15 protein-coding genes are annotated in these 14,182 nt (G+C 66.0%); 10 read left to right on the plus strand and 5 right to left on the minus strand.

Features of this window, described 5'->3' with window-relative positions:
* Positions 1 to 63 precede the first annotated feature (63 nt).
* From AO501_RS29400 to AO501_RS29415, 4 genes are all read left to right on the plus strand, one after another.
* Complete coding sequence (locus tag AO501_RS29400) at positions 64 to 483, plus strand: protease inhibitor I42 family protein (protein ID WP_055581116.1); 420 nt, start codon at positions 64 to 66, stop codon at positions 481 to 483.
* A gap of 26 nt (positions 484 to 509) precedes the next feature.
* Positions 510 to 950 (plus strand): hypothetical protein, encoded by a 441-nt coding sequence (locus AO501_RS29405; protein ID WP_156452845.1) that lies wholly within the window; start codon positions 510 to 512, stop codon positions 948 to 950.
* A gap of 14 nt (positions 951 to 964) precedes the next feature.
* On the plus strand, positions 965 to 1,657 hold the full coding sequence (locus AO501_RS29410) for a DsbA family oxidoreductase (RefSeq protein ID WP_055581071.1): 693 nt from the start codon (positions 965 to 967) through the stop codon (positions 1,655 to 1,657).
* A 149-nt stretch (positions 1,658 to 1,806) separates the two neighbouring features.
* On the plus strand, positions 1,807 to 3,477 hold the full coding sequence (locus AO501_RS29415) for a PPE family protein (RefSeq protein WP_055581072.1): 1,671 nt from the start codon (positions 1,807 to 1,809) through the stop codon (positions 3,475 to 3,477).
* Between the two features lie 9 nt (positions 3,478 to 3,486).
* On the opposite strand, the gene AO501_RS29420 is transcribed toward AO501_RS29415, so the two are convergent.
* Both AO501_RS29420 and AO501_RS29425 read right to left on the minus strand, forming a co-directional pair.
* Positions 3,487 to 4,632, minus strand: coding sequence for an acyl-CoA dehydrogenase family protein (locus tag AO501_RS29420; protein ID WP_055581073.1), 1,146 nt, complete (start codon positions 4,630 to 4,632; stop codon positions 3,487 to 3,489).
* 31 nt (positions 4,633 to 4,663) lie between these two features.
* Positions 4,664 to 5,206: a TetR/AcrR family transcriptional regulator gene (locus AO501_RS29425; protein WP_055581074.1), complete on the minus strand. Its 543-nt coding sequence runs from the start codon at positions 5,204 to 5,206 to the stop codon at positions 4,664 to 4,666.
* Positions 5,207 to 5,238: 32 nt separating this feature from the next.
* Between AO501_RS29425 and AO501_RS29430 the strand changes: the two genes are divergently transcribed.
* Together AO501_RS29430 and AO501_RS29435 are read left to right on the plus strand one after the other, a co-directional pair.
* Positions 5,239 to 6,654, plus strand: a complete 1,416-nt coding sequence (locus AO501_RS29430) for a serine/threonine-protein kinase (RefSeq protein ID WP_055581075.1) — start codon at positions 5,239 to 5,241, stop codon at positions 6,652 to 6,654.
* A gap of 55 nt (positions 6,655 to 6,709) precedes the next feature.
* Positions 6,710 to 7,018 carry a hypothetical protein gene (locus tag AO501_RS29435; protein WP_055581076.1) on the plus strand — a complete coding sequence of 103 codons (309 nt, stop codon included), beginning with the start codon at positions 6,710 to 6,712 and terminating at the stop codon, positions 7,016 to 7,018.
* 25 nt (positions 7,019 to 7,043) lie between these two features.
* Here AO501_RS29435 and AO501_RS29440 read toward each other — a convergent pair whose 3' ends face one another.
* Positions 7,044 to 7,568 carry an IS1096 element passenger TnpR family protein gene (locus AO501_RS29440; protein ID WP_055581077.1) on the minus strand — a complete coding sequence of 175 codons (525 nt, stop codon included), beginning with the start codon at positions 7,566 to 7,568 and terminating at the stop codon, positions 7,044 to 7,046.
* Positions 7,569 to 7,656: 88 nt separating this feature from the next.
* Here AO501_RS29440 and AO501_RS36475 point away from each other — a divergent pair, with 88 nt between their 5' ends.
* Positions 7,657 to 7,887 (plus strand): hypothetical protein, encoded by a 231-nt coding sequence (locus AO501_RS36475; protein WP_082658915.1) that lies wholly within the window; start codon positions 7,657 to 7,659, stop codon positions 7,885 to 7,887.
* Between the two features lie 48 nt (positions 7,888 to 7,935).
* Here the strand turns inward: AO501_RS36475 and AO501_RS29445 are convergent, their stop codons facing one another.
* Entirely contained in the window at positions 7,936 to 9,312 is a 1,377-nt protein-coding gene (locus AO501_RS29445) for an FAD-binding oxidoreductase (protein WP_055581117.1), read from the minus strand.
* 87 nt (positions 9,313 to 9,399) lie between these two features.
* On the opposite strand from AO501_RS29445, the gene AO501_RS29450 reads away from it, so the two are divergent.
* Entirely contained in the window at positions 9,400 to 10,803 is a 1,404-nt protein-coding gene (locus AO501_RS29450) for a WS/DGAT/MGAT family O-acyltransferase (protein WP_055581078.1), read from the plus strand.
* Here AO501_RS29450 and AO501_RS29455 read toward each other — a convergent pair.
* Entirely contained in the window at positions 10,800 to 12,047 is a 1,248-nt protein-coding gene (locus AO501_RS29455; RefSeq protein ID WP_055581079.1) for a cytochrome P450, read from the minus strand. The genes AO501_RS29450 and AO501_RS29455 overlap by 4 nt on opposite strands.
* A 55-nt stretch (positions 12,048 to 12,102) precedes the next feature.
* Here AO501_RS29455 and AO501_RS29460 point away from each other — a divergent pair, with 55 nt between their 5' ends.
* Both AO501_RS29460 and AO501_RS29465 read left to right on the plus strand, forming a co-directional pair.
* Positions 12,103 to 13,347 (plus strand): M24 family metallopeptidase, encoded by a 1,245-nt coding sequence (locus AO501_RS29460; RefSeq protein WP_306237127.1) that lies wholly within the window; start codon positions 12,103 to 12,105, stop codon positions 13,345 to 13,347.
* A 113-nt stretch (positions 13,348 to 13,460) separates the two neighbouring features.
* Positions 13,461 to 14,182: M24 family metallopeptidase (locus AO501_RS29465; RefSeq protein ID WP_231752652.1), on the plus strand; the 722-nt coding region annotated here is incomplete at its 3' end.

Raw genomic sequence — 14,182 nt, forward strand, 5'->3', positions numbered from 1 at the left:
GTGGCAGGCGCACGCTCGAAGCAGTCAGCGCACACTCGGTCCGCGGAGGACTATGGTGCACTGATGAAGGTCAAGCAGCTGGCCGTCCTCGTCTTGTTTCTGGTGCTCGTGGGGTGTTCGAGCCCGAGCAAGGCGGCGACCAAAACCATCGACGTCCCCATCGACGACGTGCTCAATCAGAGCTCGATCACCCGCGATGTCACGCTCGCGGTCGGTGACACGCTCAAGGTTTCGCTGGGGGCCAACCACACCACCCCCTACCGCTGGACAGACGACCCGAAGATCGGTGACGCCGCGCTGCTCAAGCAGGCCAGTCACGAGTATGTGCGGGGCAACACCGACCGGATGGGCGCACCCGGCACCGAGGTGTGGACGTTCACGGCTTTGAAGTCCGGCAAGACGACAATCGTCGCCAAATACGGCAGCGTCGTCGGGGATGCCGCGCCGACGTGCACCTTCACCGCGAACGTGACGGTGCAGTAGTGCTGCGCTGGCCGAGGTTCTCCAATGTGCCGGGGGACTTGCGGGCCGAGCTCGAGGCGGAGGGCATCATCTTCCTGGCAGCGCGGGTGCCGGTGCGGCGCAGCTTCAGCGGTCACGTGCCGGGCGTCTACTCGGCCGCGGGTGTGGCGCGCTACCGCGGCATGTTCGCGTTCACCGAGCGGCGGATCGTCGCCACGTTTCCGACGGGCGCGGACCCGAATCTGCGATCCATCGATTGCCCGTGGGACACCGAGCCTGGGCCGGCCATTGCGACGATCTCGGGGCATGGCCTGTCGATCGAGATCGATCTGCGCCAGGTCGACCACGCCTTCAGCGGAACGATGAAACTGAGCTATCGGCGCGAGATTCCCGACGAGGTGCTGCAGCGGCTGCCGGCCGCGACGGTGAAGTACCGGCTGGAGCCGATGTTCGTGTACCGCGCGGCCGGGGTGCGTCCCCGCGTATAGAGAGGAGCCCAGCGATGAGCACGGTTGATTTCCACTTCGATCCGATGTGTCCGTTCGCCTACCAGACCTCGGTCTGGATCCGGAACGTTCGCGAGCAGGTGGGCATCACCATCGACTGGCGGTTCTTCAGCCTCGAAGAGGTCAACCGCGTCGAGGGCAAGAAGCACCCGTGGGAACGGGACTGGTCTTACGGCTGGTCGCTGATGCGGATCGGGGCGCTGTTGCGCCGCACCGACATGGCATTGCTGGACCGCTGGTATGCCGCGATCGGTCACGAGCTGCACGATCTGGGCGGCAAGCCGCACGACCCCGCGGTGGCGCGCCGGCTGCTTGGTGAAATCGGTTGTGACGCTGAGGTTCTGGATGCTGCTTTAGCGGACCCATCGACCCACGACGACGTCCGTGCCGAGCACCAACGAGTCGTCGACGCCGGCGGGTACGGGGTGCCGACGTTGTTCCTGGACGGCCAGTGCCTGTTCGGTCCGGTGCTGGTGGACCCGCCGGCCGGCGCGGACGCGCTGAAGCTCTGGGATGTCGTCACGGGCATGGCCTCTTTGCCGCACGTGTACGAGTTGCAGCGGCCCAAGTCGGCAGCCGACGCCGAACTGATCGGGCGCAGCCTGCGCCCGTATCTGGACGGGCGCGACTGGGTGAGCATCAACCGGGGCGAAGTGGTGGACGTCGACAAGTTGGCGGGGCGGGCCTAAACCCTGGCGATACGGATTTTCTAAATCGCTGAGGCCTTTAGTCCCTTATCTCCGCATTCTTGTCCTCGTAGCATCTGCGCTGGGGCGACGCGATTCCACTCGGGCATGGCCGCATCGGGGCGGCCAGGAATCGGGTCAGGAGGTCAACCATGGTCAATTTTCCGATGTTGCCACCGGAAATCAATTCTCTGCTGATGTTCAGCGGCGCGGGTTCTGCGCCGATGGTGGACGCGGCGGCGGCTTGGAACGGATTGGCCGAGGAGTTGGGCACGGCGGCGGATTCGTTCTCCTCGGTGACTTCAGGCCTGACCGGTCAGGCATGGCAGGGCCCGGCCGCGGCGGCAATGACCGCCGCGGCCGCGCCGTATGCCGGGTGGCTGAGCGCGGCGTCGGCGAGTGCTGCAGGTGCGGCGGCGCAGGCTCAGGCGGTGGTTGGCGCGTTCGAGGCCGCGCAGTTGGCGACGGTGCATCCGCTGCTGGTGGAGGCCAACCGCAGCGCGTTCGTGCAACTGGTTCGCTCGAATTTTCTGGGCATCTTCGGGCCGGCGATCGCTGCTTTCGAGTCCGACTATGAGGCGATGTGGGCCGCCGACGTCACCGCCATGACCGAATACCACGCAAGCGCAGCAGCGGCCGCCGCCGGGTTGAACCCGTTCGAGCAGTTGCTGCAGGCTCTGCCGTTCAACCTCGGCATCGGGAACAGACCGGGCACTAACGGCAATATCGGCAACGGCAACAACGGCAACGCCAACCTCGGTAGCGGCAACACGGGAAGCGGAAACCTCGGCGGCGGAAACGGCCGGGTTGGGCTGGCGGCCAATGGGAACATCGGCAGCGGGAACCTCGGCAATAACAACTTCGGCAGCGGCAACCGGGGCAACGACAACATCGGCTTCGGAAACCTCGGCAACCCCGCGACCAGCACCAACCCGGGCGCGAACTTCGGCTTTGGGAATTTCGGCAACGGAAACTTCGGAATCGGAAACCGGGGCGACCTCAACGTCGGCGCGGGCAACACCGGCACCGGCAACGTCGGCTTCGGTCTCACCGGCAACAAGTTGGTCGGTGTCGGGGGTATCTACTACGACTCGGCGACGGCCCAGTTCGTGTTCAACGGCCTGAATTCGGGCGCCGGAAATATCGGCTTCGGTAACTCGGGCACCCACAACATCGGTTTCTTCAACTCCGGTGACGGCAATGTCGGCATTTTCAACTCCGGTTTCAACACCATTCCTGCCGATGTGGGCAAGATTCAAGGCATCGGCATCGGACAATCCGGCTTCGGCAACATCGGCATCGGGAACACCGGCAACGGCAACTTCGGGCTGGGTAACTCGGGGGCGTTGGACACCGGCTTCTTCAACGCGGGTCAGGTGAATACCGGCTGGGGGAATGGCGGCGGCACCGCACTCGGCGGCAACACCGGATTCTGGAATTCGGGAAGCACTAACACGGGTTGGGGAAATTCGGGAAGTGCGAATACCGGCTTGTGGAACTCCGGCAGCCTGAACACCGGCGTGGGTAGCGTGACCGACCAACCCGGCCCGAACTCGGGCTTCGGCAACACCGGTACCGGCTCGTCGGGCTTCTTCAATACGGCTGCGGGAGGCACCGGATTCAACGGACGAAACTCGGGCTTCTTCAACTCGGCCAGCGGCGGCAGCCTCGGGGACGGGCAGCTATCCGGGTTCTTCAACACAGCGGTGACGAGCGCCGCCAACCCCAACACCGCCAGCCTGGTCACCGGCTTGCTGAACACCGGCAACCGGGTCGCGGGTCTGTTCAGCATCGTGTCGCTGTTGAGGCAACTAGGCGCGTAGCGGGTCGCCTCAGACCATCGCGGTCGGCGGGATCTTGAGCCCAATTGCCAAGGCGCCGGCCAGTTCTCGGCCGGTGTCGTAGTCGAAGATCACGTGTCCGCTGATCACGTCGACGTCGCGCTTGGCCCGTTGCAGCGGGTTGTCGAGGAAGTGGGCGCTGGCGCCCGATGCTTCGAGCAGATCCGCGATGACGCCGCGGGATTCCTTGACGATGTGTGCGGCGGCCAGGCGTGCGTCGGCGCGCACCGCGCGGGGCACGTTGTTGCCGCTGGCCAGGATGTCGTCGATGCGGCCGGTGGTGTCCTGCAGTAGGCCGTGCAGGGCGCGCAGCCGGACGCGGGCCTGGCCGAGGCGGGCCTGGGCGGCGGGCTTGTCCTTCTGGCTGGTGCCCTCGTAGGCGATGACGCGTTCGCTGAGGCGCTGCGTGTAGATCTCCGTGACGCGTTCAGCGGCGCCGAGGGCCGGCATGGCGGCGGAGAGCGCGAGTGCGGGCACCAGGGGCCAGCGGTAGACGTCCGCGTCGTGCAGCCGGGCGCCGGGCGTGGTGCCGGCGTAGATGTCGGTGATCTTGACCAGGCGGTGCTCGGGGACGAAGACGTGGTCGGCGACGATGTCGTTGGATCCGGTGGCGCACATGCCGTCGGTGTGCCAGACGTCGACGATGCTGATGTCGTCGGCCGGGATGAGCGCGAGCGCCGGGTAGATGCTGTCGTCCGGGCCGCAGAGTGCGCCGACGATGGTCCAGTTGCCGTGCATCACGCCGGTGGCCCAGGACCAGCGTCCGCTCAGGGTGACCCCGCCGTCAGCGGGTGTGCCGCGGCCGGTGGGGGCCAGCGGGGCCGAGGCGAAAAAGGGCTTGGTCGCGAAGCCTTCGGCCTGGGCCTGCTCGTCGAACAGGGACAGCATCCAGGTGTGCAGGGTGTAGAACGCGGCGGTCCAGGCGGTGGAGGCGCAACCGTGGGCCATTCGGCGGACCGGGTCGAAAATGGCTGCGAATTCGGCTTGTTGGCCGCCGTAGCCTTTGGGCTTGAGGAGCTCGGTGAAGCCGGACTCGCGGAGTTCGTCGACGGTGGCGTCGGGGAGCCGGCGCAGCCGTTCGGCTTCCTGGGCGCGCTGCTGGAGGCGGTCGACGAAATCGTCATTGATAGCCGTCATAGTTTCACCATACCTTTGGGTATGGTCGTGCTTACGGGCGGAGCAGGAAGTCCAGGAATTTCTCGCGCTGCTGCTTTTCCGGTGTGCCGACCGACAGATGCAGCAGGCCGATGCCGGCGGCGAAGGTGGTTCCGGCGCGCAGCGCGGCTTCGTCGGCATCAAATCCGAAGTCGCGGAAGGCGCGTCGCACCTGCTTGAACAGCCGGCCGTCGGCGGCGCGGATGGCGGCGGCGATGTCTTCGTCGGATCGCGCCCACTCGCGCATAGCGCGTTCCAGAGTCCAGTGGGTTGGCTTGATGAGCAGCGCGATCATCTGGGACAACCGTTCGCGTGGTTCGGTGTCGCCGAGTTGCTCGATCTCGCGCAGTTCGTCGTCCTTGAGCCGGGTCCAGGATTCGATTAGGGCCTTGCGGTAGGCCGCCATGTCGGCGAAATGCCAGTAGAAGCTGCCCTTGGTGACGTTCAGGCGCGCGCAGAGCCGGTCGAGTTTGAGGGCATTGAGGCCTTCGTCGGCCACCGTCGCGTAGCCCGCCTGCAGCCAATCGTCCACTGTGAGACGGCTGCTGGTCGCCATAGAACGCAGCCTACGTGTGGAAGGATCGGGTGATGACTTCGCCGCGTGGCGGGTCGCGTGTCGGGACCCGATTCGGACCGTACGAACTGCGATCCGTGCTGGGCACGGGCGGTATGGGCGAGGTGTACCGGGCCTTCGACACCGGTCGCGGGCGGATGGTGGCGTTGAAGCTGCTGCGCCCGGATCTGGCCGCCGACCCGCAATATCAGGAGCGGTTCCGGCGGGAGTCGCAGATCGCAGCGCGGCTGCAGGAACCGCACGTCATCCCGGTGCACGACTTCGGCGCGATCGGCGGAGTGCTGTTCATCGACATGCGCCTGGTGGACGGCGGCAGCCTCCGTGACATGCTGCAGGCTCGCGGTCCACTGGCGCCGGCGGATGCGGTGGCCATCGTCGCTCAGGTGGCGTCGGCGCTCGATGCCGCCCACGCGGACGGCTTGGTGCACCGCGACGTCAAGCCGGAGAACGTGCTGATCAACGCGGACGGGTTTGCCTATCTCGTCGACTTCGGGATCGCCCGAGGCGGCGGGGATCCTAGTTTGACGGGCGCGGGGTTGCCGATCGGGTCGTATCTGTACATGGCGCCGGAGCGCTTCAACGGGGACTGGGTCGGGCCGGCGACCGACGTCTACTCGCTGGCCTGCCTGTTGTACGAATGCCTGACGGGCAGAACACCTTTCGACTTTCCCGAACCCGCCGCGGTGATGAGCGCGCACCTCTTCTCGGCGCCGCCGCGGCCGAGCATCATGCGCCGCGGCGTTTCTCGGGCTTTCGACGGGGTGATCGCGAAGGGGATGGCCAAACAGCCTGCGGCACGGTTCGTTTCGGCCGGCGAGCTGGCCCGGTCGGCCGCGGCGGTGGTGAGCCCGCCGTCGGGCACGCGGCCATTTGCCACCGATTATCCCAATCCCGAGGACACCGGTTTCAGTCCTTATCCTTCACCGGCTCCTGCGCCGGTGGCGTTGCGGCGAAGTCGCCTGCCGTTTTTGGTGGGCGGCTTCGCGGCGCTGATGCTGGTGATCGCGGCCGTGTTGGCGGCGGTCTTGGCCTTCGGTGGCCGGTCGGGTCCGTCGGCGCCGTCGGCGTTGCCGGGTAGTTCGGTGGCCCCGTCCTTGTCCCGGCCGGTGGATGGCGCCGACGCGTTGGGCTTCGTCGGGCATACGGCGCGCTGTGACCCGGGCAGTCCGCCTGCGGCGGTGTTGCGGACCGCGAAGTCGTTGGTGGTGGTGTGTCAGGCGGGGTCGGACAGCTTTTACTACCGCGGTGAGCGGATCAGCGACGGCGCGCATATCGAATTAAGCGGTGCCGTAAGGGCTTCCGGCGGGTTCGACGTGGTGAATCCGGCGAACGGGGTGCGCTACCAGATTCGTCCGGAGATGCTTACCATTCTCAGTGGTAGTCATGTTGATTCGGCGGAACCGGCGCTGCAGTACGCCGGGGCGGGTTGAGGTCCTGCGGGTTCTCGCTCGGCGGTGGAACAACTTTGCGGGTGGAGGTCGAGTCATGATCAAGCACATTCTCGGCGCTGCTGCGGTGTCCTTCACGGTCGGTGCGGCAGTCACCGTGGCCCCGGTGGCGATGGCGGACACCTACTGCGGCAAGTCCAGTCGCGGGGCGTCGGTCTACGCCGGCAACTCGGACACCTCGTGCGAATTCGCGTTGAAGACCGCGGAGACCTACCACGCAATTGGCAATGGCTCGGCGCCGTTCGACGTCTACAGCCCGGTGACCGGCCGGACGTATTCGATGACGTGTACGGCCGCCGGATCCGTATGCCAGGGCGGCAATAACGCATTGGTGTACTTGCGCTAGGCCTCGTGGGCGCTGGCACAGTCGACTAGTTGGTTGCCCGCCTTTGCGCGCCGATGCTTTGGCGTCCCCATTGTGGCCGTAGTGGGGGCAGGTCGGTGAGCCCGGGATCCGGCGGCACGGGACCCTCTCCGTCGTCGTTATCCCAACGGCGGCCGTACTGGTCGGGCATGTCACCCCAGCCCCAGTACGGCAGGGGAAACTGCGGCACGATGCCTAGCTCAACGTCAGGGTCGATCCGCCGAGGCTCCACCACGCACAGGTGCGTCCAGCTGTCGCCGAAGTCGAATTCGTAGAGGAACTTTTCACCCAGCTCGAGCGCGGACAGTCTGACGGCGACCGCATCCTCGGAGTCGATGAAGCCGCCGTCGGCGAACTGGAACTGGGACAGATGCGCGCGGTCCCAACGGGCGAACGCGGTGTCGATCGCATCGGCGAGTTGTCCGAATGTATGCGAGCGTGCCGCGGCGAAGACCCGGCCCGGACGAGGCCAGAAAATCCGGCCGTGACCGCTGATCAACTCCACCCGAATCGACAACCATGTCCGCGCCATGACTGCCTACGGTAGTCCCGCGTTGTCGCTATGAGGCGGGCAAACGCAATGCCGTTTCGGCCAGAGCGGCACGTGCGAAGATGACGCCATGCCCAGCGTGCGCATCGATGGCATTCCCGAGGACAGCTACCGAGTGTTAAAAGAACGCGCGGCCCGCTCTGGCCAGTCGTTGCCGCAGTACCTCCGCAGTCGGTTGATTGCCGAGGCGAGCCAACCCACACTGGAAGAAGTCGTCGAACGAGTGGCGTCGCACCGCGGCGGTCGAGTATCGGTTGAGGCGGCGGTCGAACATATTCGGGCCGAGCGTGATCAGCGTTGATGCGAGCGTGCTGGCTGGTGCGTCGTCGGATGCTCGCCAGTTAACCCCTTACTCGCCGAACACCACGCCGGGGTTGAGAATGCCTGCGGGGTCGAAGCTTTCCTTGATCCGCCGCATCAACGCCACCTTGGCAGGGTCTTCCAGCTTCAAGTAGTACGGCGTCTTGGCGCGCCCCAGTCCGTGCTCGCCGGAGATCGCCCCACCCAATTCCATTGCCAGCGCGAAGATATCGGTCATCAGCTGCTTGCGGGCCACCTCATCCTTCAACAGGATCGCCAAGTGCACATTGCCGTCGCCGGCATGCCCGCAGCCTGCCACACCACCGCCGGCCGCCGAAGCCAAACCACGCACTGTGGAAAGGAATTTCGGCATCGCCGAACGCGGCACCACGGTGTCGATGATGTCGTCGGCCCCGATCGCCTTGGCCGTCCAGAACGCCTTCTCCCGCGCCTCGATGAGCCGGCGCGCCGACCCGCCCTCCAGCACGTAAGCGTCCACCGCACCCAACTCGGCCAGCAGCTCACCGGTGCGCTCGACGTCCTCGTCCAACCGATCTGACGTCCGGTTCTCAAGCCCCACAACGAGATACGCGGCACAGCTGTCCCGCACCCGGTCCGGAATGCCCAGCTCCAGATTCTGGGTGTGGATAATCGCGGCCATCGTCAGGTTGTCGATGTATTCGAGGATGTAGGGCGCCAGCCCAGCGGCCAGCACGGCGGGCACCGCCGTCATCACCTGGTCGAAGTCGGCGAATGGCGCTACCACCGTCGCGCTGTGGTCCAGCCGCGGGTACAGCTTGACGATCACCTCGGTAGCCAGCGCCAGGGTGCCTTCGGAGCCGACGATCAGCTGCGTCAGGTCATAGCCCGTCGACACCTTGGCGATCTTGCCGCCGGTGCGGATGATCTCGCCCGTCGGCAACACCGCCTGCAACCCGAGCACGTTGTGGCGGGACACCCCGTATTTGACCGCACGCATCCCGCCCGCGTTGGTGCCGACGTTGCCGCCGACGCTGGCGGACAGCTCACCCGGGTACACCATGTAGCGCAGCCCGTACTCGTCGGTGGCGGCGTCGAGTTCGGTCAGCGTGATCCCGGGCTGCACGACGGCGACCTGGTTGGTGGTGTCGACCTCGAGGACCTTGTTCATCCGCTCGAAGGAGATCAGCAGCCCGCCGGCCGCGGGGCGCGCGGCACCCGACAAGCCCGACCCTGAGCCGCGGGCCGTCACCGGAACCCCGTGCTCGGAGGCGGCTTTGAGCAGTTGCGCGACCTCCTCGGCGGTGGCCGGCTTCGCAACGTAGGCCGGCTGCACCGGCGACTGCGTCAGCTCCTCGTCGTGGGAGTAGTCCTCGGGGACCGCGTCGCCGGCCAGCAGGTGCTCCGCGCCGACGATCTCGGCGAACCGCGCTGTCATGTCGCTCATCGGCATCAATCTATCCTTCGTTCGGCCCTGAAAGGTGAGGACTTCTGACTCTCACCAGCGCACCCGTTGGGGCGGATAGTAGCGGCCATGGAGCATCTGACTGCCCTTGACGCGGCATTCCTCGAAGTCGAAGACTCCGACCCACACGTCAGCCTGGCGATCGGCGGGGTGTCGATCATCGAGGGTCCCCCGCCGACCCACGAGGAGTTCGTCGAAGCCTTCACCGAACGCGTGCAATCCATTCCGCGCTGCACGCAGGTGCTCAAGACCCACCCGCTCGACATCGGTCCACCGGAGTGGGCGGACGATCCGCACTTCGACATCTCGCGGCACCTACACCGGCTCGCGCTGCCGCAACCCGGTGGCGACACCGAATTGTTCGACGTGGTGGCCGACGTGATGGAGCGCCGCCTGGATCGCGAGCGCCCGCTGTGGGAGTGCTACATCATCGAAGGCCTCAGCGATGACCGGTGGGCGGTGCTGACCAAGCTGCATCACTGCATCGCCGACGGCATCGCGACCACGCAGCTGATGGCCAAGTTCAGCGACGAAGGCGTCGGCGAGTCCTTCGCCACCGAGATCCACGGCGCCCAGGAGCCGCAGCGGCGTTGGCTGGGCTTGCCGAAGGTGAGCCTGAACCCGGTGAGTTGGGTGAGCGGCATCGCGCGGGGCGCCGTCAGCGCGGCGTCGGCCGTCGAACATGCCGCGTTGGGCGCTGCGGAACTCACGGCGAGCATGCTCACCTCGGCTCCGGACACGTCGTTGAGCGGCTCGGTCACTACCAGGCGCCGCTACCGGGCGGCCCGGGTTCGGCTGGCCGACCTGCACGAGGTCGGCGACGCATTCGACGTGACGGTCAATGATGTCGCGCTGGCCGCGATCACCGCCAGCTACCGGCAGCTGCTGCTGGACCGCGGGGAGAAGCCCGGACGCAACTCGCTGCGCACGCTGGTACCGGTGTCGGTGCGCGGGACGAACCATTTCAATCTGACCGACAACGAGGTGTCGGCGATGCTGCCGCTGTTGCCCGTCGACGAGGCCGACCCGGTAACGCAGCTGGAGCTGGTGCACAAGCGGCTGCAGCATGCCAAGGGCAGTGGGCAGAGTGAAGGTGGCACCGCGATGCTGGCCGCGGTCGGCACCGTGCCATTCATGTTCTCGGCGTGGGCCGTTCGACTGCTCAGCCATCTGCCGCAGAAGGCGGTGGTGGCATTGGCGACCAATGTCCCCGGCCCGCGTGCCGAGCAGCGACTGCTGGGTCGGCGGGTATTGGAGATCCTGCCGGTCCCGCCGATCGCACTGCAGTTGCGCACCGGCATCGCGATGGTCAGCTACGCCGAGCATTTCGTCTTCGGCATCACCGGCGATTACGACTCCGCGCCGGACCTCGAGGCGCTCGCGTCGGGCATCGAGGACGGCGCGGCGCGGCTGCTCGAGATGAGTCGGGCGCTTCGGGTCAAGCGCCGGAAGGTACGTAAGGCGTTGGCCTAAGCGACTTTCGGGGCAAACGTGACGGGCAGCTTGCCGAGGCCGGTCATGGCGGGGTTGCCGAGGTAGAAGTCGACTCCGTCCTGGTCGACGGTGTAGTCGGGGATGCGGTCGAGGACGGCTTTGACCATCACTTCGGCCATGGTTCGGGCAAGGTGCGATCCGATGCAGCGGTGGGGCCCGAGGCCGAAGGCCAAGTGGCGGTTGGGGTTTCGGTCCAGCACGATCTCGTCGGGTCGGTCGAACTCGTTTTCGTCGTGGTTGGCGGCCAGCCAGCTGATGATCAGTTTGTCGTTTGCCTTCAGGTGCTGGCCGTTGAGGGTGACGTCTTTGGTGACGGTGCGGCTGAGTTGCTGGTTGACCGAGAAGTAGCGCAGGAACTCGTCGGTGGCGGTGCGGTAAAGCTCGGGGTGTTGGATCAGTTGGCTTTTGAGCTCGGGGTGCGTCCCCAAATGCAGCAGCGTCAGTGAGGTTTGGGAGGTGGTGGTGTCGACGCCGCCGCCGATGAGGTTCCAGATGATGTTGAGCAGTTGCTCGTCGGTGAGTCTCTCGTTCTCGAACTCGAATTGGAGCAGGAAGCTGGTCAGGTCCTCTTTCGGGTCGCCGCGTCGTAGAGCGGCGTATTCGAGGACGCCCTGCATCATCTCCGGCACCGCGGCGATGGCTTCGAGGTATTCCGGACTGTCCTGGGGGACGGCCATGACGGCGTGGAACAGGTTGGCGTAGAGGTGCCAGTTGTCGTAGGGCAGGCCCATCAGCTTCATGGTGAGGATGGCCGGGACGGGGCTGGCGAAGTCGAGCACCAGATCCATGTGTCCCTCGGTGATGTGCTGATTGAGGAACTCGTGCGCCTTTTCTTCCATGAACGGCCGCAGTTTGTCGACGGCGCCGGGGGAGAAGAATGGGGCCAGCGCGTGTCTCAAGGCCTGGTGGAAGGGGCCGTCGATCTCGCCGATGCCCAGGGCGGGTTGGCCTTCGGGGCGGGGGACGCCCATCTCGCCCTGGTAGTCGATGCCGTCGTCGGCGTTCGGCTCGTATTTGTGCGCGAAAGTGTCGCCGTCTCGGGCGGTTTCGCGGACGGCCTCGTAGCTGGTGAGGAACCAGAAGCCGCCGTAGTTCTCGTTCCAGGCGACCGGGCATTTGCGTCTGAGCTCGGCGTTGATGGCGAGCTCGTTGAGGTTGAACTCGTCGGAGTGGTGGTCGAAGTTTGTCTTGACATCGGCGGGGATGTCGGGCCGGGCTGTCACTTGTATGTGCCTCTCGGAGTGCGGGGCGGAGTGCGCGGCGCTTTTTACGCTATCTTTGCATTATTACGCATTAGGGAGGTGTGGGGCCATCGAGGACTGGGCTGCTGGGGCGACGATCGGCGGGCAGGTGATCCCGGCGCTGCCCGATCTGGCCCGCATGCGCCGGGAGCGTTTCGGTCGGTTGCAGGCTGGTTTGGCTTCCGGCGGCTTGGACGGGTTGGTGTTGCTTGGGTCCAGTGCGGTGTCGTACGCGACGGGGGCGTTGACGCCGTCGATGGACGGCGACACGGCGGCGTTGTTCCGGGCGGTGGCGGTGGTGGTGACGGGGGAGTCGGCGCCGCATTTGTTCACGATGTTCGCCGACGGGGCGCCTTCGGACGTCGTGGTTCATGGGCCGTTGTTTCCGGATCTTGACGATGGGGTGTTTGCGTCGGAGTTGGCTTCTCTGTTTGGTGCTGGGTCTCGGCTGGGGATTGACCACTTGTCGCACGCCATGTTTCGCGGGTTATCCGGCTATGAGTGGGTGGACGCGTCGGGGGTTCTGGGTTCGGCGCGGGTGTTGAAGACGGTCGATGAGGTGGCGTGTATTCGGCACGCGCAGTTGCTGAACGAGCTGGCGATGGAGGATGCATTAGCTTTGCTTCGGCCGGGCGTGCGGCAGGTCGACTTGAGCGCGGCGTTTCTGCGGCGGGTGTTCGAACTCGGGGCCTCGGCGGGTGGGATCGATCCGATCTGGCAGGTGATGGCACCTTCTAGGGCGCTGGGGCCGTGGACCGTGCATGGTGACTTGGCGTATCCGACGGTGACGTCGGATCGGTTTCTGCGGTACGGCGACGTGATCTGGGTGGACGCCGGGATCATGTACGAGGGGTATGCCTCGGACTATGGTCGGACCTGGGTCGTGGGTTCTGCTTTGGATGGTTTGCAGGGCGGGCAGTTTCGGCGGTGGCGCGGGGTGGTCGATGCGTGCCTGGACGTGTTGCGGCCGGGCGTCTCGGGTTTGGAACTGTGCAAGGTTGCGGTGGCGGCCAACGACGGGGTACGGCCGTGGATCGAGCATTTCTACCTGGCGCACGGGGTGGGGACCGACAGTGCGGAGATGCCGTTGATCGGGACGGATCTCGGCGAGGATTTCGACTCTCGGTTGGTGGTCGAGCCGGGGATGGTGATGGTGTTCGAGCCGGTGATATGGGACGAGGGTTCGGCGGGATATCGGGCGGAAGACATTGTGGCCGTGACGGATAACGGGTGGGTGAAGTTGAGTGGGGATTCGTACTCGCCGTATGGGGCTTTTGAATGAGTCCGGTGGCGCGGGATTCCGGTGTGCGCGTTGGCGTCATGGCGTTGGAGGACTCGAGTCGGGTTGACTTTTTTGCTTTGCGGGCTGAGCGGCGGGCGAAGGTGTTCGCCGGTATGGACTCTGCGGGCATTGACGCATTGATACTGGGTGGGGCCGGCAATGTGCACTATGTGTGCGGCGCTCGGGTGTTAGGTCGTGCCGGGGTTTTGCCGTTTGCACCGGTGTGCGTGGTGGTGCGGGCGACGGGGCGGGTGCATCTGCTATCGACGTGGGACGAGGGCGTGCCGCCGGAAATCGAGCGGGAGGATCTGTATCCGCTGAGCTGGAACCCCGCCAATCTGATGGCGTCGGTGGGGGCAATTCCGGGGCTTCGGGAGGCGCGGCGGATCGGGACCGATGGGTTGACGGCTTCCACTGGGGCGATGATCGCGTCGTTGTCTTCGGGTGCGGAGCTGGTGGACGGGGGTGCTGTCCTTGAGGCTTGTCGGCGAGTGAAGTCTGACGCCGAGATCACGTGTTTTGAAGTGGCGGCGGCGATTTCGGAGTCAGCGTTGAGTGCGATGGCTGCGGCGCTGGGGCCGGGGGTGTCGGAGCGGGAGTTGCTGGGGGTGTACTCGGAGCATGTGGCGCGGTTGGGGGCGCCGGTGCCGCCGTCGGAGAGTGTGTGCTTTGTTGCCTCTGGGGCAGTTTCGCTTGGGCATGTGGCGTCGGATCGGGTGGTGGGGGACGGGGAGCTGGTGGTGTTGGCGCCGGGGGCGTTGTATGCCGGGTACGAGGCGGGGTTGGCGCGGACGTTGGTGGCCGGCTCCGGTGTCGGTGGGGCTTTGAGTGAGCG

Source organism: Mycobacterium gordonae, from assembly GCF_001417955.2.
Taxonomy (GTDB): domain Bacteria; phylum Actinomycetota; class Actinomycetes; order Mycobacteriales; family Mycobacteriaceae; genus Mycobacterium; species Mycobacterium gordonae_B.